Raw genomic sequence first — 22,395 nt, 5'->3', positions numbered from 1 at the left:
CCGACGCCACGCCCTGTGAGGAGGCTTGATGATTTCCCCAGACCAGACACCCATCGGGTCCGGCTTCGGTCCCGCCACCACCGCCGCCGAGGCCGTCCGCGGCATCGATCTCCGCGGGCGCGTGGCGGTGGTCACCGGCGGCTATTCCGGCATCGGGCTGGAGACGACGCGCGCGCTCGCCGGCGCCGGGGTGACCGTCATCGTGCCGGCGCGGGACCGCGCCCGGGCGGCGGCCGCGCTGGCCGGCCTCGACCGCGTCGAACTGGAGGCGCTCGACCTCGCGGACGCCGCCTCGGTCGCCGCTTTTGCCGGGCGCTTCCGCGAGACCGGGCGGCCGCTGTCGATCCTCGTCAACAGCGCCGGCATCATGGCGACACCGCTTCACCGCGACGCCGACGGGCGCGAGGGGCAGTTCGCAACGAATCATCTCGGCCATTTTCGGCTGACCCTGGCCCTGTGGCCGGCGCTTCTCGCGGCGGGGCGTGAGGTGGGCGGCGCGCGCGTCGTGTCGGTTTCGTCGCGTGGCCACCAGATCGCCGGAATCGACTTCGACGACCTCGACTTCGAACGGCGCCCTTATGACAAGTGGAACGCCTACGGCCAGTCCAAGACGGCCAACGCGCTGTTCGCCGTCGCCCTGGATCGCCGCGGCCGGGACGAAGGGGTGCGCGCCTTCTCGCTGCATCCGGGACAGATTCTCACCGAGTTGAGCCGCCATCTGACCGCCGCGGAGATCGCCGGTTTCGATGCTTTGGACGCGGATGGACGGCCACGCATCGATCCTGCCCGCGGCATGAAAACCGTCGCGCAAGGGGCGGCCACCAGCGTCTGGTGCGCAACCAGCCCACAGCTCGAAGGCCTTGGCGGGGTCTATTGCGAGGACTGCGACGTCGCTCCGGTCCACAGCGCGGCGACGGGGCGGCGTGGCGTGCACCCCTGGGCGGCGGACGACGCGCTGGCCGAGCGCCTGTGGCGCGTCTCGCAGACTTTGACCGGCGCCTCGTTGCCCTGACCGGTCACGGCGTCGCCCGTCGAGGATGCCGCTCGCAGCGATGACGGACGTTACCGATCCGCTCGCAGACCGACGAAGCGATGGCCGAAAGTCGGTTTCGCGGGCTTCGGGACCGCCGCGGTGGTGATCCGAACCACTGACCCCACATCACATCCGGGAGGCGCACCGTCTGCCAGTTCTGCCAGACCACGATCGGATCCGGCGGGTGGGCCGGCGACGCCACCACGACCCGATCGAATCGGCGCAGAACATTGATGCCGCCGCCGCATGTTTGACGACTCAGGTGATTGGCGACTTTGGTGTTCGACCGTCGCGGGCCATCGGCAGTCCGCCGTATTCGCTGGAGCGGATTGGCGGAAACCTGATAGGTTGAGCGAGGCTTCAACGGGCGAAGGGGTGTCTTGGATGCCGCTGACGGAAAGGACCGCCCAGGGCGACCAGTATGTCCTTCCAGGTGCGGAACGCCGGACTGAGCCCGGCCTTCCCTACGCTGCCGAACCCGACGGCCAACTCGCCCTACATTTCTACGAGCCTCTCCGTGCCGACGAGCGGGAACCCGCCAAGCCGCTCTCACCGCCACGCCCGCTCCCCCGTCCCACGCCGATCAACGAAGGTCCTCTTGCCGGCCGCGTTGCGTTCTTCCCGCAGGTCATGAATGATGTGACCGAAGCTTTCCGAGCGTTTTCCGGTGTGCCGAAAGATGGCGAGGATTGAGCGTTCCGCAACGATCCTTCGTTCCTGATCACGGTCCGCCGACCAACCGAGGATCAACGTTATGCCTTTTGACAATCCGGCGGGTGATCGAGCCCGTCGGCAGCCCCGGTTCGGTAAAGCAGCCCAACGACACGCCACGCAGGGAGACCTGACCCGCACACAACCAAAGGCAAATGGCTCCGCGCGGCAAAAGCACCTCCAATGGCTGTCCCGTGCCGAAGATGCCGAGCGATCCGGTAATTCGGTCGAAGCAGAATCCTGTCGTCAGTATGCGGAGCATTGGTTCCGCGTGACACACGACCGCAACGATCCCTGAGACTTCGCCGCTCCAGGGGCCAGCGGCTCCCGAAGCGGTGGCCGGTCGGGCGGACGCTGTCATGGCTCCTGCGATGCCGCCGCCCGGCCCGTCCTTATGCAGGCCCCCCGAACCTCCGTCGCCGTCATCCGCATCGCCACGATCGGCCCGATTTTCCAACGCCTCAAGCGGATGTCGTTTCTCAGAACGGACTCCGAGCAGTTGGGGACCTGGAAACCGTCTCAGGCGTGAAGATCCTGGAGTTGCAGGTGCTTGGGCCGGCGCCCCCGCCGCTTGGGCGCAGCGAAGGCCGCGGTCGCACCGCTTTCACCGCGCACTTCGGCCTTCAGCTCCTGGACACAACGCAACAGCAGTTCCTTTTCGCGCAAATCTTCCCGATCGGTAATCTCCAGGCAGCTCAGCTTGATCTCGACCAGATCGATCAGCGTTTCGGCACAGCGGCGTGACAAGCTCATGGCGTCCCCCTGACCAAGCATTGCGATCGCGTTACAGTCGTAAGCTACCTCTGATTTTCTAAAAAGTATATAAAATTTTATACAGATTTTGAAGTTTCTGGGCTCGATCACATTTTTGGCGACTAAGCGTTGACAGGCCCCATCCGGATCGTTAGAACGCACCCACGCCAGCGGCGCCACAGGGCGCCGGCCCGGTAGGAGGGGTGGCCGAGAGGCTGAAGGCGGCGGTTTGCTAAACCGTTATAGGGGCTCAAACCCCTATCGTGGGTTCGAATCCCATCCCCTCCGCCATTCCTTTCAAATCAAATACTTAGCTGGCTGATTTGGCGGTTTCCTGGGGATGCAACCCAGGAGAAACCGTTATAGATGTGCCGGTTTTTGTGCCGGCCCTGGCCGGGACGTACCCGAGATAAATCTCCGTCGTTTTCACGCTGCTGTGCCCGAGGTGCTTGGACAGGGCGTAGATGTCCCACCCGTCCCGCAAGGCCCGGATGGCGAAGCCGTGCCGCAGATCGTGGCAGCGGAAGGGCCGGAACGGTGTGCCCACCCGCTGTGCCGACTTTTGTGCCGACCGCACCATCTCCCGAAACCGTGACGACACGTTGAGATAACGCGATCCCTTTCCGTGCCAGAACACCGCGTCGGAACCCAGGAAGTGGGGCAGCGCGGTCAGCATCGCCACCGTCTCAGGTTCCAGGCGGATCGTTCGGGGCCGGCTGGTCTTCGTCTTCAGGAAGGTCACCGTTCCGGCCTTGAGGTTCACCTGTCCCCACGTCAGGCCAGCGGCCTCCTCCTGCCGGCAGCCGGTTTGGGCGAGGAACCGGATCATGCTGGCGAACAGGCCGGGGCACCGCGTGATGACGGCCTCCACGTCCGCGCTGGACGGAGGATGGATGGACTCGCGCCGTTCACGGGTGAGGCGGCGATTGTAGTCGCGCGCCGGGTTCGCCTCGCACGCTCCCCATTCGACGGCGGCGCCCAGGACGGCGGACACCGCGGTCAGGTCCCGATTGATGGTGGCGTTGCTGGCTCCGCCCTTGCTCCTGGCGCTGACCAGGGTGGAGATGGTCTTCCGCGTGATCTGATCGACGTACAGCGCCTCCAGATGCGGACCGACCTGCCCGAGGCTGACCGTGTAGCGCTTTAAGGTGCCGGGCTTCACCGCGTCCGGCCCCACCTCAGTGAGGTACCGCACGACCGCGGCTTTCCATGTCAGGCGTGATTCGCCGAAGTGGACCGCGGCGGTGATTTCCTTCTTGAGCTGGTCGAGGCGCCTTTGGGCTTCTTTCCGATCAGACGTGCGTAAGCTTCGTCGATGCTCGGCCCCGCCGGCCTGTATGCGGGCCCACCAGACGGCACCGCGCTTGTAGAGGTTCGATGGCATGCTGCCTCCTGATCTTGTATCCAGCGCCGGAACCGCTCGGCATCGAAGGTCCAGCGCCCGAACAGCTTAGCAGCACCGGGAATCTCCGCCGCGCGATGCTGTATGGTCCGCAGGGACAGGCCCGACACGCGCGCCGCCTCGGACGCCCCGAAACGTTCCCGTTCCTGTGACTCCGTGCTGGAAAGGTCGCTCATGCGTCAGCCTCGCGGCGCGGCGTGCTTGTCGATCGGTTCGCCGCCATCGTCCATGGCGACTCGATGCCCATGCTCAAGCGCGCCACGGGCCTTCAGGCGCTCGTACAAGACGAGATCCCGGACGTCGGCGACATAGGGCAGAGTCACCGGCAGGAAGGGCCGGCGCGATGCCCGCGCCCTCCCCCGCATGTGTTCGTCGGGATGGCTCTCCACCGTGGGCGGCAGATCCACCAGCTCGGCGGCGCAGTAGGCCTCCTCCGCCTCATTCCAGCGGTACAGCCGGTACCGGACCACCTCCGGGTACGCGACGCGCCCATCGGCCCTGCGGACGGCGCGGATGCGCCGGATGGCGGGCGCTGGGGCCTTGGTCGCGCAGGCTTCACGGTGGCGGGCGGCGTGGCGCTCCGGAAGGCGGAGGGGCGCCAATCTGGCGGCGATCGGCGCGGGTGGGTGCGCCGTACTGTGTGTGATGGATATCATACGTCGACTCCGCAGGATTTCAGGGCGCGCAAGGCGCGCCGGGAGGCATGGGGAGCGGTACGGCACGAGATGGAGGACAATCCGACGGCGGAGACCGCCGCGGAGGGATCGGGCGTTTTCAGCAGCGGCCCGGCCTCGCCTTCGATCTGCACGACGAAGAGGCCCTCGCGCGGCTGAAAGCCGAGCAGCACGCGGGGTAAATGGTCGCTCATGCTGCCCGGGCCCCGCTGTTCGGGTGGCTCATATCCGGGAGACGGATGACCTTGCTCGGCATGGCCGACATCTGCGGCAAGCCGATGCGGGTGCGTTGGACAGATGGACTGGCGCGGGTCATATTTAGAGACCGGAGGGTTTTCCCATGCCTGATACGCGGCTCTACGACAGCGACTTCTTTGCCTGGACTCAGGATCAGGCCGGTCGGCTTCGGCGGCTGGCGGCGGAGCGCAGCAACGTCGATCTGGACCTGGAAAACCTCGCAGAGGAAATCGAGGATATGGGCAATGACACCCTGGATAAGATCGAGGGACTCGTTGTCCAGATCATTGGCCACCTGTTGAGGCTGGAGCACTGCCCGGACGTTGATCCGCGACGGCACTGGCGCAGCGAGGTAACGGCGTGGCGCAACACGGTGAAGCGCCGAGCCAAGCGGTCGCCAACGGCTTTGAATCGACTCGATCTGGACGAGCTGACGGAGGACGCCGTGGCGGAATTGACGGCGCTCTACAGCGATCAGGCCTGGGTAAAAGGTCTTCCGACAAGCTGCGCCTACAGGATTGATCAGGTGCTTGACCGCGACTGGTGGCCGGCGAACCGGCACGGCTTGGCGGAGTGATCGCCCATGCCTGATACGCGGCTTTACGATAGCGACTTCTTTGCCTGGACGCAGGATCAAGCCAGCCGGCTTCGGCGGCTGGCGGCGGAGCGCAGCAACGTCGATCTGGACCTGGAGAACCTTGCCGAGGAAATCGAAAGCATGGGGCGCAGTGAGCAGCAGCAACTGGAAAGCCGGTTGACCGTGCTGTTGCTCCATCTGCTGAAATGGCGTTTCCAACCCGGCCTTCGGGGGAACAGTTGGCGCCTGACGATCAAGGAGCAGCGCAACCGGATCGAGCGCCACCTTCGGAAAAACCCGAGCCTGAAGGCCATGCTCGGCGAAACCATCGTCGATGCCTACAGCGATGCGCTGATCGGCGCGGAGCGGGAAACCGGTCTGCCGGAAACGACGTTTCCGAAGGATTGTCCGTGGTCGTTTGATCAGATGATGGACGACGGCTTCCTGCCCGAAGCGTGAACCGGCGTCCCCGACTCCATCATCGTGTGCGTCGCCCGAACAGCGCAGGGCAAAGAGGGCGTCCCTAACATCGTCCGCATCGATCTGGCCGGCTGCATGAGCGACTTGCAGCCGGTCTAAGAGTCTGTCCAGGCCGTCCGCTAAGGCGGTGATGTCGGCGCAATTCACAGAGTCTAATGGGAGAGGCATGGTCGGACCTTCCTCGAACCGGCATCGGGCGACGCGCTCTTACAAGCGCCCCCAATGAGCGGTACATTATGTATCGTCTGATATCAATACATAATGTACTGTTTGCACGCAAGCCGCTAAGCTCATCGGTGCAGTGCGAGGTTGCTGCATACCGTAGTATGCAACCCTATGCTTTTCCGTATCTCCGAACCTACAACTAGATAGTATACGGCAACCGAAGGTTAGGATATTTTGTTGCTGGTTCGTTCCTATTTGGGCTTGCAGTTCAAACAAACGCGAATGTAAACGCGGTGCAGCGAGAAAGGGGATGCCGGTGCGCGGACGTGAGTTGGCTGAAGCGGAGCAGATCTTGCGAAGCCTTCCCGATCACGTCAGAAAGCGAATGCTCAACGTGATTCGGGAATATGCTGCTGATCTTCCTGGGCCAACTCCGCCTCAGTCCGAAGCATCTGAAGAATTGCAGCGCGGCGCCGTGGATGAAGTGTCTTCAAATATTCAACAGCCTCGGCATACTCGGCCTCAGGGTGCTTGTCGTCGCCGAAATAAAGCCACTGCCAAGTAACGCCGAGTTGTGTGGCGAATAGTTTTGCGTTGCGAACCGTGAGGGGACGGTTACCATTCTCGGCGCTACGCACTGTAGCGGCCGAAAAGCCATGTGTCTCTGCAAATTTCTCCGCAGAGCTGTATCCAGCCTTCTTTCGTATGGCTCTCAGGCGTTCGCCTCTGGCCTTTTCATCCTTCATGTGCGGAATTGTATCGTTACGCGACGCGACGGTCCGGTACAAAGCGTATTGCAGCACGACAGTACATGATGTACTGTTTTGGCCATGGATGACCTCGACACATTCACCAACGTCATTGATCTCTGGCCGAATGCCGTTGCAATGGGCAACGATGTTGGCGAGACCGGATTGACCGTGCGCGCTTGGAAGCGCCGAAACTCGATACCCGGTGAGAAGTGGCTGAGAGTTGTCGAGGCAGCTCGACGTCGAGGATTTGAGAACGTAACTCTGGAGCGTCTTGCAAAGATCGCCCAGGCTCGCAAGACCCCGGATTCAATCACCGCCATATCAGATGAAATGTCTGCGGAACTCATTGGACACCCCGCATAGCCGGGGCGCCAATGGTGGAGCGTAACCGCGTCAAGCGGGTAGCGGTGAAAAAGGGGAAGCCGCATGCATAAGAACTCACATCTGTCGCGTTCGGAAGCATCGCTCGCAAGGCGTGAGCTGGGCAACAGCCATGGCTGAGGGGAAGGGAGAGGCGATGGACGTAGGCAAGACGGCGGAGGGAAATCCTCTGTTGCGAAGGGAGTCAGTATGACGGCGCCATTCGCCCACGATTCATCCGGGACGCCATACGACGTTGCCGCCCTGACTGGGCGCCAGCAGGCTGTCCTCGCCCTGTGGCCAGAGTTCCAAGCGGCCGCCGCGATGCGATGGACGAACCTGGATCAGGTGGTGCGCGCCATCTTCCATGACCGGAGCGGTCTTGCCGATCTGCCCGACGACGAGGCCGACCAGTTGGAGGCCTTGCTGAAAACGGCCATCACCCGCCTGCACATGGTCACGCCGGCACTGCGTCGGTCGCCTCCTTCCCGGAGTTGTGGGCGAGGCTCGGCATGAGGTCGACTCGCTGCCACCTCCTGGCACCGAGCATTCCACAAGATTCGAAATCCGACTCCTACCTCTGGCTTTGCTGCGCGGTCCGCGGCGCCGTTTCCGGCTGCCCACGCGCTGCCACCCCATACCGTGCCCATGCGGGCGCGGTGCATCCCTGACACCGATCGGAGGGCCATCGATGCCACGCGCTCCCCCCAGTTCCCCCCGAGGCTGATCGCCTGATCATTCCTGCGTCTGTGCACCGCTCAACCCATGAGCGGAACAGAGAGGTTTTCTGCCGCAGCCGCGTCCCAACGTGGCTGTGAACGGAGAAGATCTGCGCGCGGATTGAACCGGGGCCGGTCACCTCGATTCGCGGCCGCTCGTCCGGCCGGCGTCATCCAGGGCACTTGAATCCTACGTCGGTCGGCTGGCCGGCGCACGGGACGGCTTGTGCCCTCACCAACAGCACGGCTGCGCAGGGCGTGGCCGTGAACGGGAGGGTTTTCGCTTTGACGACACCAAGGGCACCGCCCTGAGCTGGGGCGGCCTTGCGACCGGCCGCCCCAGGACTGCGCTCAGGAACCGTTCGGACGCCCGGCCTTGACCACCGGTGCGAACGGGAAGGTGTGCGCCGTCATCATACTTCAACCGCGACTCGATTGCGACTCGATTGCCGTCATTTCCGGCCACGGATTTGTGCGCCGCGATGACGGCTGAACCGCCGGCTGGTCACGGAACTGCCGGAGACGGGACAGGTGCGCCATGAGCGAAGCGAACGCAGAATTTCGCAGAATCGTTGGACGGTTTCAGGCGGCGATCCGGGCCAATCCCCGGCTCAAGCTGCGCGACAAGGTGGTGGCGTGGGCGATGCTGGATCGCCTCGACCGTCAGGCCTTCGCGGCCAGCGGCGAACTGACCGTGTGGGATGCCGTCGGCGTCGAGGCCCTGGCCGCCGACACGTCGCTGTGTGAGCGCGACGTGGTGCGGGCGCGGGCGGCCCTGCGCCAGGAACGGGTGATCGAAGACGTTGGCCGGCCGGCGAAGGGACGCCCCGCGCAGGTTCGGTTCAACCGGGCTTGGCTGGAACGTCGCGAAGTCGCCGAATCGGCAACGGAGGACACAGGTGTCCCGGACTCCGGAGTCTTCGGTGCCCTTGAACGGAGGACTCCGGCGCCGGCAACGGAGGACAAAACCCCCGCCCAACGGAGGACACCGGAGTCCTCCTATCCTTGTAACCTTGGAATCAACCTGGCGCGCGCGGGCACGCCGGCACCTGCACGCACACGCGAAGGCGCTCTGGCCGCGGTGCTTGCCGCCCACTTCTCGCCGACCGAAATGCGATGGTTTGAGGGCGTGGCCATCGAGCTCGACGGTGGCTCGGCAGTGCTGTGGGTTCCCAACGCGTTTCAGCGGGATTGGATCGACGCACGGCTTGCCGATCGGCTGAAGGGCGCGCTCGGCGTCTACAGCCTCGAGGTGCGCGTGGGCGCTCCGCCGGCAATGTCCCCGGCCAGAACTCAACCGACCTTGCATGCCGTCGCCGGAGGGAGGGCATGAGCCATGGCGGGATCGTTCGCAAGCGAACAGATGGGGTTGCTACTGAGCGGCGGGGCAGCTGTCCCTCCGGCCGCGATGGCGGCAGCTCCTGCGCCGCGGCGCCGGGCGGCCTCCGTGGGCGAGGTGCAGATGGCCCTGAAGGTTTCGACCGCGCAGCGCGTCAGCCGGCATTCCACCGGCGACCGCCACGCCGCCGGGCTCTATGCCGCTGTGCTGGCACTGCGCGCGGTTGGGCGGCGCGTCTACCGGTGCGGCGCCTTGCATCAGGTCGACGGGCGCCTACTGACCACGCACGAGCTGCTGAAGCTCGCGGGTGGCGTCGGGAAACGGACATGAGGCTGGCAGGCCGGGCGTGACTGAAAGTTTCGCGCCGTCACCCCGCCAGCTCCATCCACAGAACCGACAGTCGGCCCGCCGCGCTGTTGCAGCCACCGCGGCGGGCCTTCATTCTGCCAATGCGTCACCAAAGCTTTCCGCCTGCTTGATCACGATCAGAGTGGCATCCTCCTGCCGGTCCGGCGGATAGCCGTACTTCTTCAGAATACGGCGGACCATACGGCGGAGGTTGGCCTTCACCGACTCCTTTTGCGTCCAGTCGATGCTGACGTTTGCGCGAACGGTTTTGACCAGTTCACGGGCGATGTCTTTCAAAGTGTCGTCGCCCATGGCTTGCACGGTACTGTCATTCAGGGCCAGCGCGTCATAGAAGGCCAGTTCCTCCTCGGACATACCGAGATCCTCGCCACGCCGGATGGAGTCTCGGAACTGCTTGGCCAACTCGATCAATTCCTGGATCACCTGCGCGGTGTCGATGGCCCGGTTGTGATAGCGGCGGATCGCCTCCTTTAGCATCTCGGAGAAGTGTCGGGCCTCGATCAAGTTGCGGCGCTCGCGCAGACGAATTTCGTCGTTCAGCAGCTTCTTCAGCGCTTCCATCGCGAGATTGCGCTGGGGCATGCCCTGCACCTCGGCCAGGAATTCGTCGGACAGGATGGAGATGTCCGGCTTATCCATCCCGGTTTCGCGGAAGACGTCGATGATGCGGTCGGTGGTGATTGCCTTCGAGACGAGTTGCCGGATAGCCGCGTCCTGAACCCCACCCCCGCCCTCCTCGCCGCCTTCGTCGGGCAGTGCGTACTTCATCAACGTCGCGCGGACCGCTTGGAAAAAGGCCACATCGCCATCGAGCGCCTTCACATCCGGGTGCGGCACCGACAGCGCGTACGCCTTGGACAAGGCGTCCACGGCAACGACAAAGCGGCGTCGGCTGTCCCGTTCCACGCCGTCCTTCCGTCCACAGTCGGAATCGTCCGACTCGTGGCCGTCCAGGGTCAGGATGTGTTCGGCGGCCGACTTCAGGATGTTGAGCTGTTCGCTAGGCGCGGCAGTGTAGAAACGCCGGTGGTCGAAGCCATGGAACATCGCGGCGACCACCTCGTGTTTTTCCTTCATCAGCCTGACGGCCATTTCCTGTGGCCGGTCCACGTCCTCCCCCGCCGGGTGGCCGGCGGCGGTGAACTGGGCAAGCGCCTTCTTGAGCTGGTCGCCAATGCCCAGGTAGTCGACCACCAGCCCGCCTGGCTTGTCCTTGAACACCCGGTTCACGCGGGCAATGGCCTGCATCAGCCCCAGCCCGTGCATCGGCTTGTCGATGTACATGGTGTGCAGACACGGCGCGTCGAAGCCGGTCAGCCACATGTCCCGAACGATGACCAGCCGGAACGGATCGGCGGCGTCGCGGAAGCGCTCGGCCAGCTTTCGCCGCCGGTTCTTGGTGCGGATGTGCGGCTGCCAGTCCGTTTCGGAGGCATTGCCGGTCATGATGACCTTCACGACGCCTTTGCCATCGTCGGCGTCGAACCATTCCGGCCGCAGCTTCACGATGGCGTCGTGCAGGTCCACGCAGATGCGCCGGCTCATGCAGACCACCATACCCTTACCGTCCATGACGGCGAGCCGTTCCTCGAAATGCTGCACAATGTCGGCCGCGATCAGCTTGACCCGGTCGTCGGCGCCGACCAGCGCCTCCAGCCGCGCCCACTTGCTCTTCAGCCGCTCGCGTTCGGTCGGCTCCTCGTCCTCGGTGACCTCCTCGGCTTCGTCGTCGAGCGTCTGTTTCAGCTCGTCGTCCAGCTCCAGCTTGATCAGCCGGGCGCTGTAGTAGATCGGCACCGTGGCGCCGTCCTCGATGGCGCGGTGAATGTCGTACTTGTCGATGTAGTTGCCGAAGACGTTGCGGATGTTGTGGTCAGCGGTTTCGATGGGGGTCCCGGTGAAGCCGATGAAGGAGGCGTTAGGGAACGCGTCGCGCACGTGCTGGGCGAAGCCGCCGGCTGACAAGGTCGTTTTCTTCGACCGTTTGTCCACGTGCAGCTTGGGGCGGAAGCCATATTGGCTGCGGTGCGCTTCGTCGGCGATGAATACGATGTTGTGGCGCGTGGAGATTTCCGGATAACGCTTTCCCGGATCAGGCAGGAACTTCTGGATCGTGGTGAAGACCACGCCCCCCGAGGCGACGTCCAGCTTCGCCTTCAGGTCATCGCGCCCCTCGACCTGCACCGGCGTCTGTCGCATCAGCTCCGAGCAATGCGAGAAGGTGTCGAAGAGCTGCTGGTCCAGGTCGTTGCGGTCGGTCAGTACGACGACGGTCGGATTGTCGAGACGCTGGATGATCTTTCCGGCGTAGAACGCCATGGTCAGGCTCTTGCCCGAGCCCTGGGTGTGCCAGACCACGCCAGCCTTGCCGTCGCCGTCCTTCGCCGCGGCTGCGACCGTCGCCTCGACCGCTTTGTTGACAGCGTGGAACTGGTGATAGGCGGCCATTTTCTTGACGACCGTCTCGCCATCGTCCTCGAACACCACGAAGTGACGCACGAGATCGAGGAAGCGCTCCGGCGCGAAAGCCCCCTCGATAACGACCTGCAACTCCGCCTGCCCCGACGGAGCCCGTTCATCACCGTTGATGGTGCGCCAGGGCTGGAAGCGGTCCCACCCAGCTGTGAGCGTGCCCATGCGCGCGCGCATGCCGTCCGACACCACCAGCGCCGCGTTGAAACGGAACAGCGTGGGGATCTCGCGCTTGTAGGTCTGGAGCTGGCCATAGGCCTTGTCGAGCGTGGCCGACTTGCTCGCCGCGTCCTTCAACTCCAAGACCGCGAGCGGCAGCCCGTTGACGAAGACGACGAGGTCGGGGCGGCGGGTCGCGGTGCCTTCCTGAACCGTGAACTGGTTGACGACCAGCCAGTCGTTGCGTCCGGTGTGCCGGAAGTCGAACAGTTGCACCAGGTCGTGTTTGACCGCGCCGTCCTTCGTCCGGTACTCCACCGGCACGCCGTCGGTGATCAGGCGGTGGAAGGCCCGGTTGTCGGCGACTAGATTGGGACTGTCGGGGCGCGCCACCTTGCGCACCACCTCCTCCAGCGTCGGTGCCGGGATCTTGGGGTTGATCATGGACAGCGCGTTGCGCAGCCGCCCTTCCAGCACCATGGCGCCATAGTCCGCCCGCTCCTCACAGGGCGAGTTGGGGGCGATGTCCGGGCCGTGAGCGATCTTGTAGCCGATGCCGGCAAACCAGGCGAGGGCGGCCGCCTCGACCGCGCTTTCGCTCATCTTCATTGAGCTTCCTCCGTCGCCGTGGCGGGCTCGGCGCCCGTCTTGTCATCCTCCTGGAAGTCCTCGAGCGCCGCAACATACGCTTCGCGATCGACGTGAAACAGCACCTCGGCCGGGCGATACGGCTTGTCGAAGATCTTCACGACATCGTGCAGGACGTCGACATGCTCGTTGAACGGCTCGTTGTCCTGAAACAGCATCATCGGCGGGTCGGGCGTCTTCACCGGCTCGGGCTTCGAAACCGATTGATGCATGTGAAAAAGAAAGCTGACGACAGCGTCTGCGGAGCCCACGATGAAAGCCGCCTGATCCACGCGGATGTCGGGCATGCCGGTGGGGGCGCCATGCCCGATGCCCGGAATGTTGCGCACGGCCGCAATGCCCTGGATCGTCGTGGTGAGCCCGTTGACGATGTTCTTCAAGCCGTCGCGAAGCGTGGTGCCTTCGGGGTGGCGGTCCGGATCAAACTCCAGACAGCGAACCGTCTCGCGCAACAGGTCGGGAAGCTTCGGGGTGGACGTCCTTAACGTAACCTCGCGCTCTTCCAGGATGGTCTTGCAGCAGATCTCTATGAGGGTCTTGGCCACATCGACAACCATACCAGGCTGATCGGAGATGCTTCGCTCGACGGCCTCAATGGCGTACCGCAAGCGCCCTGCTGCCGGATAAGCCTCAAGCAGCACGCGCGAGCCGGGTAAGTGTGTTGACGATAAAGGACCCTCGGAGTTCACCGCGCGTTCTCCTCGACGATCATTTCAGGTTCCCAATTCGCAGCGTTCAGTGCCCTGACCCGTTGGTTGAAAGTTGTGGAAAAGCGCTCAAGCTTGTCGCGCATCCACTGCATGTATTCGGGCCAGCGGGTCTGATCGAGGGGATCGACATCGGGCCAGTACAGCACGATGCGACACGACTTCTTCGCGGGAAGTTCCAGCCAGTCGAGCGGCGCACCAATTTCGCCCTCAATGGCCTCCTTCTGCTGCTGGAGCAGCTTGAAGTAGGCAAGTGAGTTGTCGGCGGTGATGTAAAGGTCCACACCGATCCGGTTGCTGGTGGAGTTGAGCAGCGCGCTGAGCAGGAAGCCCGAACGGCCGACCCGGAAATTCATCCAGTGCTGGGGGTACGGCTTCTGCGGCCGTATGGGCGAGTTGTTCTGGCGCAGGAAATCACCGAAGCGCGCCCAATACTCCAGTTGCAATGCCTTAGTCGGGCTCAGCGTGTCGGCGGCGATGGCGGAGGCGGCCTGCGACACCGAACTGCTCCAAGCGTTGGGCTTGGAGACGACGTTGAACTTCGGCGCGGCCAGCGAGTCACCAATCCGCCAGAGCTCGATCTCCAGTCCGAAGAAGGTGAAGCGGTCGTTGGTGATCTGGTTCAGCCAATCGAGCGCCGCGCGGTGCTCGTCGGTGAAGGTGGCGGCGATCCAAATGATGGTCACCGCCTCCAACCCGGCGGCGTAGGTCAGCAACTGGCCAAAGTGCCCATGATCAGTGCGTCCCAACTGATTCTCGATCAGCACCCAGTGCCCGGAGTCGGTGTCCTTGCACAGAATGTCTGCGCGGAATGGCCCGACGTTGCGCTCCGTCGCCTCCAACTCCAACTCCAGCCCAACGGCTTCGCCCAGGAGCTTCAGGTTCTCTGCCTGCGCCAGCCAAGGCGTGAAGTCGCCGGCCTCCGACGCCCAGATGTCGCGAAGGTCCAGCTTTTCGAGGCGGCCGAGTTTGACGACGGTCATATAACGTCGCCCACCATGCGCTCGGCATCTTTCACCCGAATTTCCCCGGACATGAGCTTAGGGAGCAGCAGATCACGAAGCTCAAGCAAAATGCTAGACTCCTTGTCGCATTGGGAAGCCAAGTTAAACATCGGCCGAACAATGCCATCAAACGCCGACATTAGCTCACGATTAGGCAAGGGAAATGTTACGTTCTTCAAGAATGTTGATGGCCTCGAAATAGCAGGAACCCCCGTCGTGTTTATATTAGATTCTATTTCCCACCTGCCTCGGCCGACAGAAAAATAGAGATATGCATAGTATCGCGAACACATTTCTTCGTTAACCGTAGCAACCATCTGACTCTGAGAAACAACATATCTTTTATGCTCACCGTCATCAGGAACAAGCGAAACCTGCCCTACAGTACCCCTGTGCGTAAAAACAATATCCCCAGCCTCAGCCCGTGAAGCACTTAGCTCATCGGCCTTTTCATTAGACAAATAGGCAAATTTACCATCAACAAACATACCAGCCAAGTTCGATCCACGTATAACCGGGACACCAGCGTCAACAAAATTTTCTGCTTTGATTCGAGAACCGAATGGTCCCATAGATATACGATCCGTAATCTGTCCAAACTTAACTATACTCCACCCATCAGATGCACGATTTTGGTCTGAGGTATATTTTGCAAATGACCTTCCACACCAATTCAAGGCTTCATCTTTTTCTTCTTTCCCCTTAAACATAGATTTAAATATCTGCTCCATTGCCGACTCCAAATTTCTTCGCACCAAGCAGTTTGATTCTATCTTTCCATCTATTGTTGACAAAATATAAGAAATTCCGTCCTGCTCTTCTCTTGGTGGCCACAGAACCTCTATCGGATGCACATGGTTACGGTTGAGAGTTGGATTGGCACTTCCGACATCAAAGTCTTGCAGACTCAGGCTTTTTAAAAAATAGTAAACGAACCTGGGGTTATTACCGCAAAAATCGGTAACCCAGAGCGTTGTATCGTGAGGCCAGTAGTCTCCCTCTACATAAAACACTGTGCCCAAGGTTCCCTTGCGCCCTATCACAACGCCCGGACCAGAAACCATCGCCTTGTCATTGTAGAAAGAAGTACCACTCGATGAAATGACCGGAAACGGGCCGCAGGCGGCTCCATCGCGAGTAATATCAAATCCTCTCTGAAGGTTGATTTGATCGCCAACCCTTGTTGTCTTCCATTCAACAATCATAGATCGCCCAGAACCTTTCGAACTGATGCTTCAAGGACCACTCTGTTCTCGAATTCAGCCAGCAATCGCTCTTTGATTCGCCTGAAATGCAACTCGAATGGCTCACCCCCTTCGCCAGCTTCCGCGGTGCCAACGTATCTTCCCGGCGCCAGCACATGTCCGTAAGCACGGATATCTTCTAGCGTTACAGACTTACAGAAACCTGGCTTGTCCTCGTATTCCCCTCCCCAGGTGCGCCACGCATGATAGGTCTTGGTGATCGCGTCGATGTCCCCGCCTGGGATATCCGTAAGCTCCCGACGAACGCGGTCAACCATACGACCGAGCTTGCGGGCGTCGATGAAAAGCACCTCGCCGCGCCGGTCGCGCAGGGTCTTGCCCGGCCCAACCTTCCCGCCCGCCTTGTTGCGGGAGAGGAACCAGAGACACACGGGGATCTGCGTCGTGAAGAAAAGCTGGCCGGGCAGCGCCACCATGCAGTCCACCAGATCAGCCTCGACGATGGCTTTGCGGATCTCGCCTTCGCCGGACTGGTTTGAGGTCATGGAACCGTTGGCAAGCACGAAGCCGGCAACGCCGTTCGGCGCCAGATGGTGGATGAAGTGCTGCACCCAGGCGAGGTTGGCGTTGCCGGCCGGCGGCACGCCGTAGGCCCAGCGCACGTCATCGCGTCGGCGCTCGCCGCCCCAGTCGCTGTCGTTGAACGGCGGGTTGGCGAGGATGAAGTCGGCTTTCAGGTCCTTGTGCAGGTCATCGTGGAAGCTGTCCGCGTTGCGGTCGCCCAGATTGGCCTCGATGCCACGGATGGCGAGGTTCATGCGAGCGAGCTTCCAGGTCGTGTGGTTGCTCTCCTGCCCGAAAATGGACAAGTCGATGCGCCGGCCGTTGTGCGCCTCGACGAATTTTTCCGACTGCACGAACATGCCGCCGGAGCCGCAGCACGGGTCGTAGACGCGGCCCTTGTAGGGCTCGATCATCTCGACCAGCAGCTTCACCACGCATTCCGGGGTGTAGAACTGGCCGCCCTTCTTGCCTTCGGCGGCGGCGAACTGGCCGAGGAAATATTCGTACACATGCCCCAGGATATCCTGCGGTGTGCCGTTTTCGCCCTCGCGCCGCGCCACCAGCTCGATGGTGCCGATCAGGTCCACCAGTTCGCCCAGCATCTGCTTGTCGAGCGAGGCGCGCCCATAGTCCTTCGGCAGCACGCCCTTCAGCGTCGGATTCGCCTTCTCGACGATATCCATGGCCGCGTCGATTCGCGTTCCGATCTCCGGCTTCTTGGCGTCCTTCTGAAGCTCCGGCCAGCGGGCCTCCTTCGGCACCCAGAAGACGCTCTCGGCCTCGTACTCGTCCCGGTCTTCCGGGTCAGCGAGTTCATCCCTTTCCAGCGCCTCGTGCAGGGCGAGGAAACGGTCGGAGATGTACTTCAGGAAGATCAGCCCGAGCACGACGTGCTTGTACTCGGCCGCGTCGATGTGCTTGCGCAGCTTGTCGGCGGCGGCCCACAGCGTCTGCTTGAAGTCGGTCTTGGCGGCGCCGTTCGCCGGCTTTGCGGTGTCGGCTTTGCGCGGTCTCGGCATGCGTCCCTCTAGCGTTCAGGGGGGCTACTATACCCATTTCGGATTGCGAAGGAAGATGGGCGGTGAGGACAAATGCCCTGTGCGCTGATCCGCCGCTTGCACGGCAACAACGTTGGGCCAGTCAGGCAGTGCTCGTCGTGAACGAGAGGGAAAGTCTCACTATTCTGCTTTTTGAATGTAGAGAACGTTGGATTCCGCTAACCGACTTTCCAGCAGCGTGTTTACTGAGTCATCCCACGCCCTAACCCGTGCGTCCTAAGTCCACGAATTCTTTGGTAGGTCCGTCGGGTTTCGAACCCACGGCCCCAGGATTAGGAATCCTATGTTCCATTCCGCAGAGTTACAACGATCCTGATGAAGCTATCTACCGGCTGCTCATGTCGGCTCACGGCGCAATGTGGTCGTAAACGGTTAAATGCATGAGGCAAAAATGGAACAAACCATACATGCATTCCTATTGATAAGGATCTGGTATGTGATAACGGGCAAAAGTCCTAAACCCAGGCGCGGTACTGCCGGTATGGCATCGGCCCTGCCCTCCGACACCATCACATGGCGCCGCGCTTGGGCTCCCAAATGCCGGAGCCGATCCATGCGCATCGCCGCTTTGTCCTTACCCCCTCTACTGGACTCGTACCAGCGGCTTGCCGCGTGTTGCGCCGCCCAGGAACCGGCTGCGCCGGATGAACTGGACGGCATGCTGGGCAACCTGGAACACGTTCTAGCCTGCGCGGAAGTCGATACCCCCGAGGACCTGATCGCCAAGGGGCGGTTCCTGCTGACCTACCGCAACGATCCCGCGATGATTCCCCCGGCGGCCTTGGAAACGTTGGCTGCCGGCATCGAACGGCTGTGCGCCGCCACCATCCGGCCGGCAATCGCCGCCTGACGGTCATCCGCTGGAGATTGCCGTGGCCGTTCACACCATCACCGGCGCCGCCGTGCGTCAGCGTCGCGCTATCGACCTCGAAGAGTTGGTCGTGTGGACCATCCGCACACAAAAGGCCGACCGGGATCGCGTGAGTCTGCACTCCGTCGAAATGGCCGCCGCCGCGGCCATCCGGCGGGGCAATCACCCAACCGGCGGCTTCGATGGGCCGGGCGGCTGGGGGGTGGACAGTTGCGTCCGCGTCGCCGAGATCGGTTTGGCCGGGACGCGCGTGGACGGTGGTGGCCAGATCCGGGGCGTGGCGCCGCGGCTGCATCCGGACGCCGAGGCGGTCATGGCGGCCATCGACCGGGCCTTCGGCAACCTGAAGGGCTGGCGCCGGCTCATCCTCGACCAAGCACGTGAGGGCGGACGCCCATGCTGGAACCTGGGGTGCCAGCGGTTTGTGCCGGTCCGTAACACGGCCCCCAAAGGTGGCGGCCGGCGCCATGTCGTGGTGAGCGAATGGGAGTCGGTGCCGCCGTTGTCCGTGGTGGCGCGCCGCATGATCGCCCGCGGTGTTGGCATCCTGGACAGCCGGGGCCGCCGCAAGTTTCAGCAGGCCGAGCCCGGCTTCACCTATCGCACCTTGGACGACGGATCGCGTCAGGTGGTGGTCCGGTGGAGCGCAGTGGAACTGTCGCCCAGCATCGGCGAGATCCGGGAGGCGCGGGAAGACTACGCCTCGTGGCATGCCGGCATGATGCGGGTGCTGGGAGCGGTGGTGGATCTGCCGCTGCGCGATTATCGGGTGACCGGCTTTGCCGCCCCGGCGACGCCGTGGATCTCCAGAGAGGATATTTAACCTATTATTTAGGAATAAAGGTCACTACTTGACGGCAGACAGCGCCCGAGGTGGGTGCACACAAAAGCCCGCCCGGCCCCGCCGCGGCGGGTTTCGTGTTTTCCGAGGTGCATCATGCGATGCGAATACGACACCGTGCTGACCCTCGCCCTCGGGTCGGCGGAGCGGCAATACGACGCGCGCATCCAGTACCGGGGCGGGCGCTGGGAAGCCAACATCGACCGGGTGGAAATCCGCGTGGGCGATGAATGGGTCACCGCGCCGTGGGCGCTTCCTCTGCTGGAAGACAGCGGGTCCCTCTATGACGATCTGCGCGCCTACGCCGTCGGCCGCCTCGCCGACGCTCGCGAGATGGCCAGGAGCGACCGATGACCCGACAGCATGCCGCCGTCGTGCCCTTCGCCAATGCCGAGGAGGCATGGTTGTGGACGTGCCGCATGGTGGCCGGCAGCGTCTACGGTGTGCCGGTGCAGCGGGCGCCGGAACCGATCCTGCGTCCCTGTCAGCCCCTCGATGTGGTGCATGCGGTGGACCAGCTCTACCGCCACGGCCAGCTCACGCGGGATCACCTCGCGGTGCTGGGGCATTACGGTCGCCGCCAGTCGGCGCCCTATCCGGCGCCCGATCCGGCGCGTGACCGCGAGGCCCGCGCGCGCCTGCTGTGGGACGAGGCCTTCGGGCAGATCGCCCCGGTGCTGGCGGCCAAGGGGTTCATCCTCTGGGAACGCGCTGGAACCGCCGCTTTCGAGATGGTCTGACCCACCGATAAGGGCGCTTATTGGGGGGCTGAGATGGCCTTGCCCGCCTTGATTTCCGGCGGCTCCAAAGCCGTCGCCGACCTTGAAGCACTGGCCGAACAGGCGGCGGATTTCGCCGCGGCGGCCATCGCCGAAAACACCCGGCTAGCCTACCGCAAGGCCTTCCGGACCTTCACCACCTGGTGCGGGGAGACCGGCTTCGATCCGTTACCGGCGGTGCCGGCGACGGTGGGGCTCTACCTCACCCACTTGGCCACAGCGGGGCGGACGGTCAGCACCATGGAGCAGGCGCTCGCGGCCTTGGCCTTCGTCCACCGTCAGGCGGGCGAGGGCTTCGACACCAAGCACCCGGCCATCGCGAACACATTCGCCGGCATCAAGCGGACGATCGGCACGGCGAAGATGGGCAAGGCTCCCCTCGTCGCCGATGACATCCGGGCGATGCTGGCCACCGTGCCCAGCTCCACCGTTGCCGGCCTGCGGGACCGGGCGCTGATCCTGCTGGGCTTCGCGTCGGCGTTGCGCCGGTCGGAGCTGATGGGCTTGGACCTCGGACGGATCGGGACCGGGACCGGCTACATCGAACTGACCTCGCAAGGCATCCTGGTGCACTTGATGCGAAGCAAGACCGATCAGGAAGGGCAAGGCCAAATGGTTGGCGTCGCCCGCGGCCGGAACATGGCGACATGCCCGGTGCGGGCGGTGCAAGCCTGGATGCAGGCGTCGGCGGCTTCGGCCGGCGCGCCGCTGTTCCGATCGGTCAACCGCCACGGACGAGCGGGCGCCGGGCGCCTCTCCGATCGGGCGGCGGTGGACATGCTCAAGCGTGTCGCCGCGGCCGCCGCGATCGATCCGGAGCGCGTGGCGGGGCACTCGCTGCGCTCCGGCCACGCCACCACCGCGGCGCAGGCCGGCGCGGCTGAGGACACCATTCAGCGCCAGCTCCGCCACAAGAAGGCGGACACGACGCGCGGATACATCCGCCGGGCCACCGTCTTCGACGGCTCCAGCTCGGCGGCGCTGGGTCTCTGATCGGAACGAGAGAAGACATGCCCTACACCGTGACGATTGGCGGCGCCACGCTGGCGCTGGGGGACTGCATCGAGCGGATGCAGGGCCTCGAGGACGCTTCGGTCGACTTGGTGCTGACCGACGTGCCCTATTCCAGCGGCGCCACCCGCGAGGCCGGCAAGACCGCCTACAACAAGACGATGACCCGCGGCACGAAGGAGGGTGGACGAGACCGGTGGTTCGGCTCGGACAGCCTCAGCACCCGCGGGTTCATGTCGCTGATCCGCCAGTGCGCGCTCGAATGGCAGCGCATCCTGGTGCCGGGCGGGCACCTCCTGTGCTTCATCGACTGGCGCATGATGGACAGCCTGGCCGACGCGGTGGAGACGGACGAACTGCGCGACCTGGCCCTGCGGGGCGAGGCCGCCGACACCATCGAAAGCGCCGACCTCCGGCGCGCCGGCCTGCTGGTGTGGGACAAGGTGCACCTCGGCATGGGCCGGCACTTCCGGAACCGGCACGAGCTTATCCTGCACTTCACCAAGGGTGTCGGCCGTGAGCCGCTGAACCACCGCACACCCAACGTGCTGGGCTACCCGCCGGTGCGCTTCGGCCTCCACCCGACCGAGAAGCCGGAGGCCCTGCTGGGCGAACTGATCGAGGCCACCTGCCCGGCGGGCGGGCTGGTGGTCGACCCCTTCTTCGGTTCCTGTTCGACCGGGGCCGCCGCGGTGAAGCGCGGGCGCCGCTTCTTCGGGGTGGAGCGTGAGCAGCGGTATTTCGATGCAGGCTGGAAGCGCCTCGCCGAGTTGAACGCGGATCTCGCCGCATGACCCTTGACCGTCTTCCGGAGGGCGCCATGGAGCGCACCATCACCGACGCCGTGGCCGTAGCTCCGGCCATCACCATGCCCTGGTGGATCTCCGCCCTGCACGGCTTCGCCGGCGAACTGGCCTTTTGGTGCGCCGTCTTCGTCGCCGTCGGCCGCGCCCTCTGGCTGGTGTGGGACTATTGGGACCGGTTCCAGCACCGCCGGAGCGCGGCCAAACCGTTCACCGGTGAACGGTTTGGCGCCGGCAAATCCCCTGAGGTCTGACCATGCCCAAGGCCCCTCCCCTGCACCGCCCGCCCGGCTGGCGCCCCCCGGCCGTCGCCCAGCGCGAGCAAACCCGGCAGCTTGGCCGTGAGACCGACCGGCGCCGGCGGGACAACCCTGCCCGTGCCCTTTACAAAACGGCGCGGTGGCGCACGCTCCGGGCCGCGCAGTTGGCGGCGCACCCGCTGTGCCAGTGCGAGGCCTGCGGCGAAGGCCGCCGCCGCATCACCCCGGCCACGGTGGTGGATCACATCCGCCCGCACCGCGGCGACGAGGATCTCTTCTTCGACCCGGCCAACCTGCGCAGCATGGCCAAGCCCTGCCACGACCGGAAGACCGCGCGCGAAGACGGCGGGTTCGGCCGGGCCAGGGCCTGACCCGGCCGGGGGGTGGGGGGTCCGATCCCCGGCGCCCCTCGACCGGGGGACCGTTGTGCCTCCCCAGATTT

General features: G+C 63.8%; 27 protein-coding genes and 1 tRNA gene. 18 read left to right on the top strand and 10 right to left on the bottom strand.

What is annotated here, in order from left to right; all coding sequences use genetic code 11:
* The first annotated feature begins 28 nt into the window (after positions 1 to 28).
* From FHW79_RS26145 to FHW79_RS26135, 3 genes are all read left to right on the top strand, one after another.
* Positions 29 to 1,012, top strand: coding sequence for an oxidoreductase (locus FHW79_RS26145; RefSeq protein ID WP_211108495.1), 984 nt, complete (start codon positions 29 to 31; stop codon positions 1,010 to 1,012).
* Between the two features lie 405 nt (positions 1,013 to 1,417).
* On the top strand, positions 1,418 to 1,726 hold the full coding sequence (locus tag FHW79_RS26140) for a hypothetical protein (protein ID WP_183181609.1): 309 nt from the start codon (positions 1,418 to 1,420) through the stop codon (positions 1,724 to 1,726).
* 61 nt (positions 1,727 to 1,787) lie between these two features.
* Positions 1,788 to 2,042 carry a DUF4167 domain-containing protein gene (locus FHW79_RS26135; RefSeq protein ID WP_183181608.1) on the top strand — a complete coding sequence of 85 codons (255 nt, stop codon included), beginning with the start codon at positions 1,788 to 1,790 and terminating at the stop codon, positions 2,040 to 2,042.
* 221 nt (positions 2,043 to 2,263) lie between these two features.
* Here the strand turns inward: FHW79_RS26135 and FHW79_RS26130 are convergent, their stop codons facing one another.
* Positions 2,264 to 2,497, bottom strand: coding sequence for a hypothetical protein (locus FHW79_RS26130; RefSeq protein WP_183181607.1), 234 nt, complete (start codon positions 2,495 to 2,497; stop codon positions 2,264 to 2,266).
* 197 nt (positions 2,498 to 2,694) lie between these two features.
* Between FHW79_RS26130 and FHW79_RS26125 the strand changes: the two genes are divergently transcribed.
* Positions 2,695 to 2,788, top strand: a tRNA-Ser gene (locus tag FHW79_RS26125).
* 19 nt (positions 2,789 to 2,807) lie between these two features.
* Here the strand turns inward: FHW79_RS26125 and FHW79_RS26120 are convergent.
* The 3 genes from FHW79_RS26120 to FHW79_RS26110 all read right to left on the bottom strand — a co-directional run bounded on the left by FHW79_RS26120 (position 2,808) and on the right by FHW79_RS26110 (position 4,767).
* Entirely contained in the window at positions 2,808 to 3,881 is a 1,074-nt protein-coding gene (locus FHW79_RS26120) for a site-specific integrase (protein ID WP_183181606.1), read from the bottom strand.
* Positions 3,882 to 4,078: 197 nt separating this feature from the next.
* A complete protein-coding gene (locus FHW79_RS26115; protein ID WP_183181605.1) occupies positions 4,079 to 4,501 on the bottom strand; it encodes a hypothetical protein in 423 nt (140 codons plus the stop codon).
* 50 nt (positions 4,502 to 4,551) lie between these two features.
* Entirely contained in the window at positions 4,552 to 4,767 is a 216-nt protein-coding gene (locus FHW79_RS26110; RefSeq protein ID WP_137104996.1) for a hypothetical protein, read from the bottom strand.
* Positions 4,768 to 4,913: 146 nt separating this feature from the next.
* Between FHW79_RS26110 and FHW79_RS26105 the strand changes: the two genes are divergently transcribed.
* Positions 4,914 to 5,387, top strand: a complete 474-nt coding sequence (locus FHW79_RS26105) for a DUF29 domain-containing protein (RefSeq protein WP_183181604.1) — start codon at positions 4,914 to 4,916, stop codon at positions 5,385 to 5,387.
* 6 nt (positions 5,388 to 5,393) lie between these two features.
* Complete coding sequence (locus FHW79_RS26100; protein WP_183181603.1) at positions 5,394 to 5,846, top strand: DUF29 domain-containing protein; 453 nt, start codon at positions 5,394 to 5,396, stop codon at positions 5,844 to 5,846.
* A 575-nt stretch (positions 5,847 to 6,421) separates the two neighbouring features.
* Here FHW79_RS26100 and FHW79_RS26095 read toward each other — a convergent pair.
* On the bottom strand, positions 6,422 to 6,778 hold the full coding sequence (locus FHW79_RS26095; protein WP_081863150.1) for a helix-turn-helix transcriptional regulator: 357 nt from the start codon (positions 6,776 to 6,778) through the stop codon (positions 6,422 to 6,424).
* Between the two features lie 84 nt (positions 6,779 to 6,862).
* On the opposite strand from FHW79_RS26095, the gene FHW79_RS26090 reads away from it, so the two are divergent.
* From FHW79_RS26090 to FHW79_RS26075, 4 genes are all read left to right on the top strand, one after another.
* Positions 6,863 to 7,147, top strand: a complete 285-nt coding sequence (locus tag FHW79_RS26090; protein WP_183181602.1) for a hypothetical protein — start codon at positions 6,863 to 6,865, stop codon at positions 7,145 to 7,147.
* A 207-nt stretch (positions 7,148 to 7,354) separates the two neighbouring features.
* Positions 7,355 to 7,660 (top strand): hypothetical protein, encoded by a 306-nt coding sequence (locus FHW79_RS26085; protein WP_183181601.1) that lies wholly within the window; start codon positions 7,355 to 7,357, stop codon positions 7,658 to 7,660.
* Positions 7,661 to 8,401: 741 nt separating this feature from the next.
* On the top strand, positions 8,402 to 9,196 hold the full coding sequence (locus FHW79_RS26080) for a hypothetical protein (protein ID WP_183181600.1): 795 nt from the start codon (positions 8,402 to 8,404) through the stop codon (positions 9,194 to 9,196).
* 3 nt (positions 9,197 to 9,199) lie between these two features.
* Complete coding sequence (locus FHW79_RS26075; RefSeq protein WP_183181599.1) at positions 9,200 to 9,532, top strand: hypothetical protein; 333 nt, start codon at positions 9,200 to 9,202, stop codon at positions 9,530 to 9,532.
* A gap of 108 nt (positions 9,533 to 9,640) precedes the next feature.
* Here FHW79_RS26075 and FHW79_RS26070 read toward each other — a convergent pair whose 3' ends face one another.
* Genes FHW79_RS26070 through FHW79_RS26050 form a run of 5 tightly spaced genes read right to left on the bottom strand, consistent with a single transcriptional unit; the run spans position 9,641 to position 17,349 of the window.
* Positions 9,641 to 12,811, bottom strand: a complete 3,171-nt coding sequence (locus FHW79_RS26070) for a type I restriction endonuclease subunit R (RefSeq protein ID WP_247884609.1) — start codon at positions 12,809 to 12,811, stop codon at positions 9,641 to 9,643.
* Entirely contained in the window at positions 12,808 to 13,539 is a 732-nt protein-coding gene (locus FHW79_RS26065) for an abortive infection family protein (protein ID WP_183181598.1), read from the bottom strand. Before FHW79_RS26065 ends, FHW79_RS26070 begins: the two co-directional genes overlap by 4 nt.
* Positions 13,536 to 14,540, bottom strand: coding sequence for a DUF4268 domain-containing protein (locus FHW79_RS26060; RefSeq protein ID WP_183181597.1), 1,005 nt, complete (start codon positions 14,538 to 14,540; stop codon positions 13,536 to 13,538). The genes FHW79_RS26065 and FHW79_RS26060 overlap by 4 nt, the downstream gene beginning before the upstream one ends.
* Entirely contained in the window at positions 14,537 to 15,766 is a 1,230-nt protein-coding gene (locus FHW79_RS26055; protein WP_183181596.1) for a restriction endonuclease subunit S, read from the bottom strand. The genes FHW79_RS26060 and FHW79_RS26055 overlap by 4 nt, the downstream gene beginning before the upstream one ends.
* On the bottom strand, positions 15,763 to 17,349 hold the full coding sequence (locus tag FHW79_RS26050; protein ID WP_183181595.1) for a class I SAM-dependent DNA methyltransferase: 1,587 nt from the start codon (positions 17,347 to 17,349) through the stop codon (positions 15,763 to 15,765). The genes FHW79_RS26055 and FHW79_RS26050 overlap by 4 nt, the downstream gene beginning before the upstream one ends.
* 592 nt (positions 17,350 to 17,941) lie before the next feature.
* Between FHW79_RS26050 and FHW79_RS26045 the strand changes: the two genes are divergently transcribed.
* The 8 genes from FHW79_RS26045 to FHW79_RS26010 all read left to right on the top strand — a co-directional run bounded on the left by FHW79_RS26045 (position 17,942) and on the right by FHW79_RS26010 (position 22,324).
* Positions 17,942 to 18,238 (top strand): hypothetical protein, encoded by a 297-nt coding sequence (locus tag FHW79_RS26045; protein ID WP_183181594.1) that lies wholly within the window; start codon positions 17,942 to 17,944, stop codon positions 18,236 to 18,238.
* A 22-nt stretch (positions 18,239 to 18,260) separates the two neighbouring features.
* Positions 18,261 to 19,082, top strand: coding sequence for a hypothetical protein (locus FHW79_RS26040; RefSeq protein WP_183181593.1), 822 nt, complete (start codon positions 18,261 to 18,263; stop codon positions 19,080 to 19,082).
* A 114-nt stretch (positions 19,083 to 19,196) separates the two neighbouring features.
* Entirely contained in the window at positions 19,197 to 19,454 is a 258-nt protein-coding gene (locus FHW79_RS26035; RefSeq protein ID WP_183181592.1) for a hypothetical protein, read from the top strand.
* Complete coding sequence (locus FHW79_RS26030; RefSeq protein WP_183181591.1) at positions 19,451 to 19,840, top strand: hypothetical protein; 390 nt, start codon at positions 19,451 to 19,453, stop codon at positions 19,838 to 19,840. Before FHW79_RS26035 ends, FHW79_RS26030 begins: the two co-directional genes overlap by 4 nt.
* 33 nt (positions 19,841 to 19,873) lie before the next feature.
* Positions 19,874 to 20,872: a site-specific integrase gene (locus tag FHW79_RS26025; RefSeq protein WP_183181590.1), complete on the top strand. Its 999-nt coding sequence runs from the start codon at positions 19,874 to 19,876 to the stop codon at positions 20,870 to 20,872.
* Positions 20,873 to 20,889: 17 nt separating this feature from the next.
* Positions 20,890 to 21,684 carry a site-specific DNA-methyltransferase gene (locus tag FHW79_RS26020; protein ID WP_183181589.1) on the top strand — a complete coding sequence of 265 codons (795 nt, stop codon included), beginning with the start codon at positions 20,890 to 20,892 and terminating at the stop codon, positions 21,682 to 21,684.
* The gene (locus tag FHW79_RS26015; protein ID WP_183181588.1) at positions 21,681 to 21,947 is read left to right on the top strand and encodes a hypothetical protein; all 267 of its coding nucleotides are present in this window, start codon (positions 21,681 to 21,683) and stop codon (positions 21,945 to 21,947) included. The genes FHW79_RS26020 and FHW79_RS26015 overlap by 4 nt, the downstream gene beginning before the upstream one ends.
* Before the next feature lie 2 nt (positions 21,948 to 21,949).
* Positions 21,950 to 22,324 (top strand): HNH endonuclease, encoded by a 375-nt coding sequence (locus FHW79_RS26010; RefSeq protein WP_183181587.1) that lies wholly within the window; start codon positions 21,950 to 21,952, stop codon positions 22,322 to 22,324.
* Positions 22,325 to 22,395: the final 71 nt, after the last annotated feature.

Origin of the sequence: Azospirillum sp. OGB3, from assembly GCF_014192915.1 — a bacterium.
In the GTDB taxonomy this organism is placed as follows: Bacteria; Pseudomonadota; Alphaproteobacteria; order Azospirillales; family Azospirillaceae; genus Azospirillum.
The sequence above is the reverse complement of the archived record's forward strand: the minus strand, read 5'-3'. Positions and strand labels throughout refer to the sequence as shown.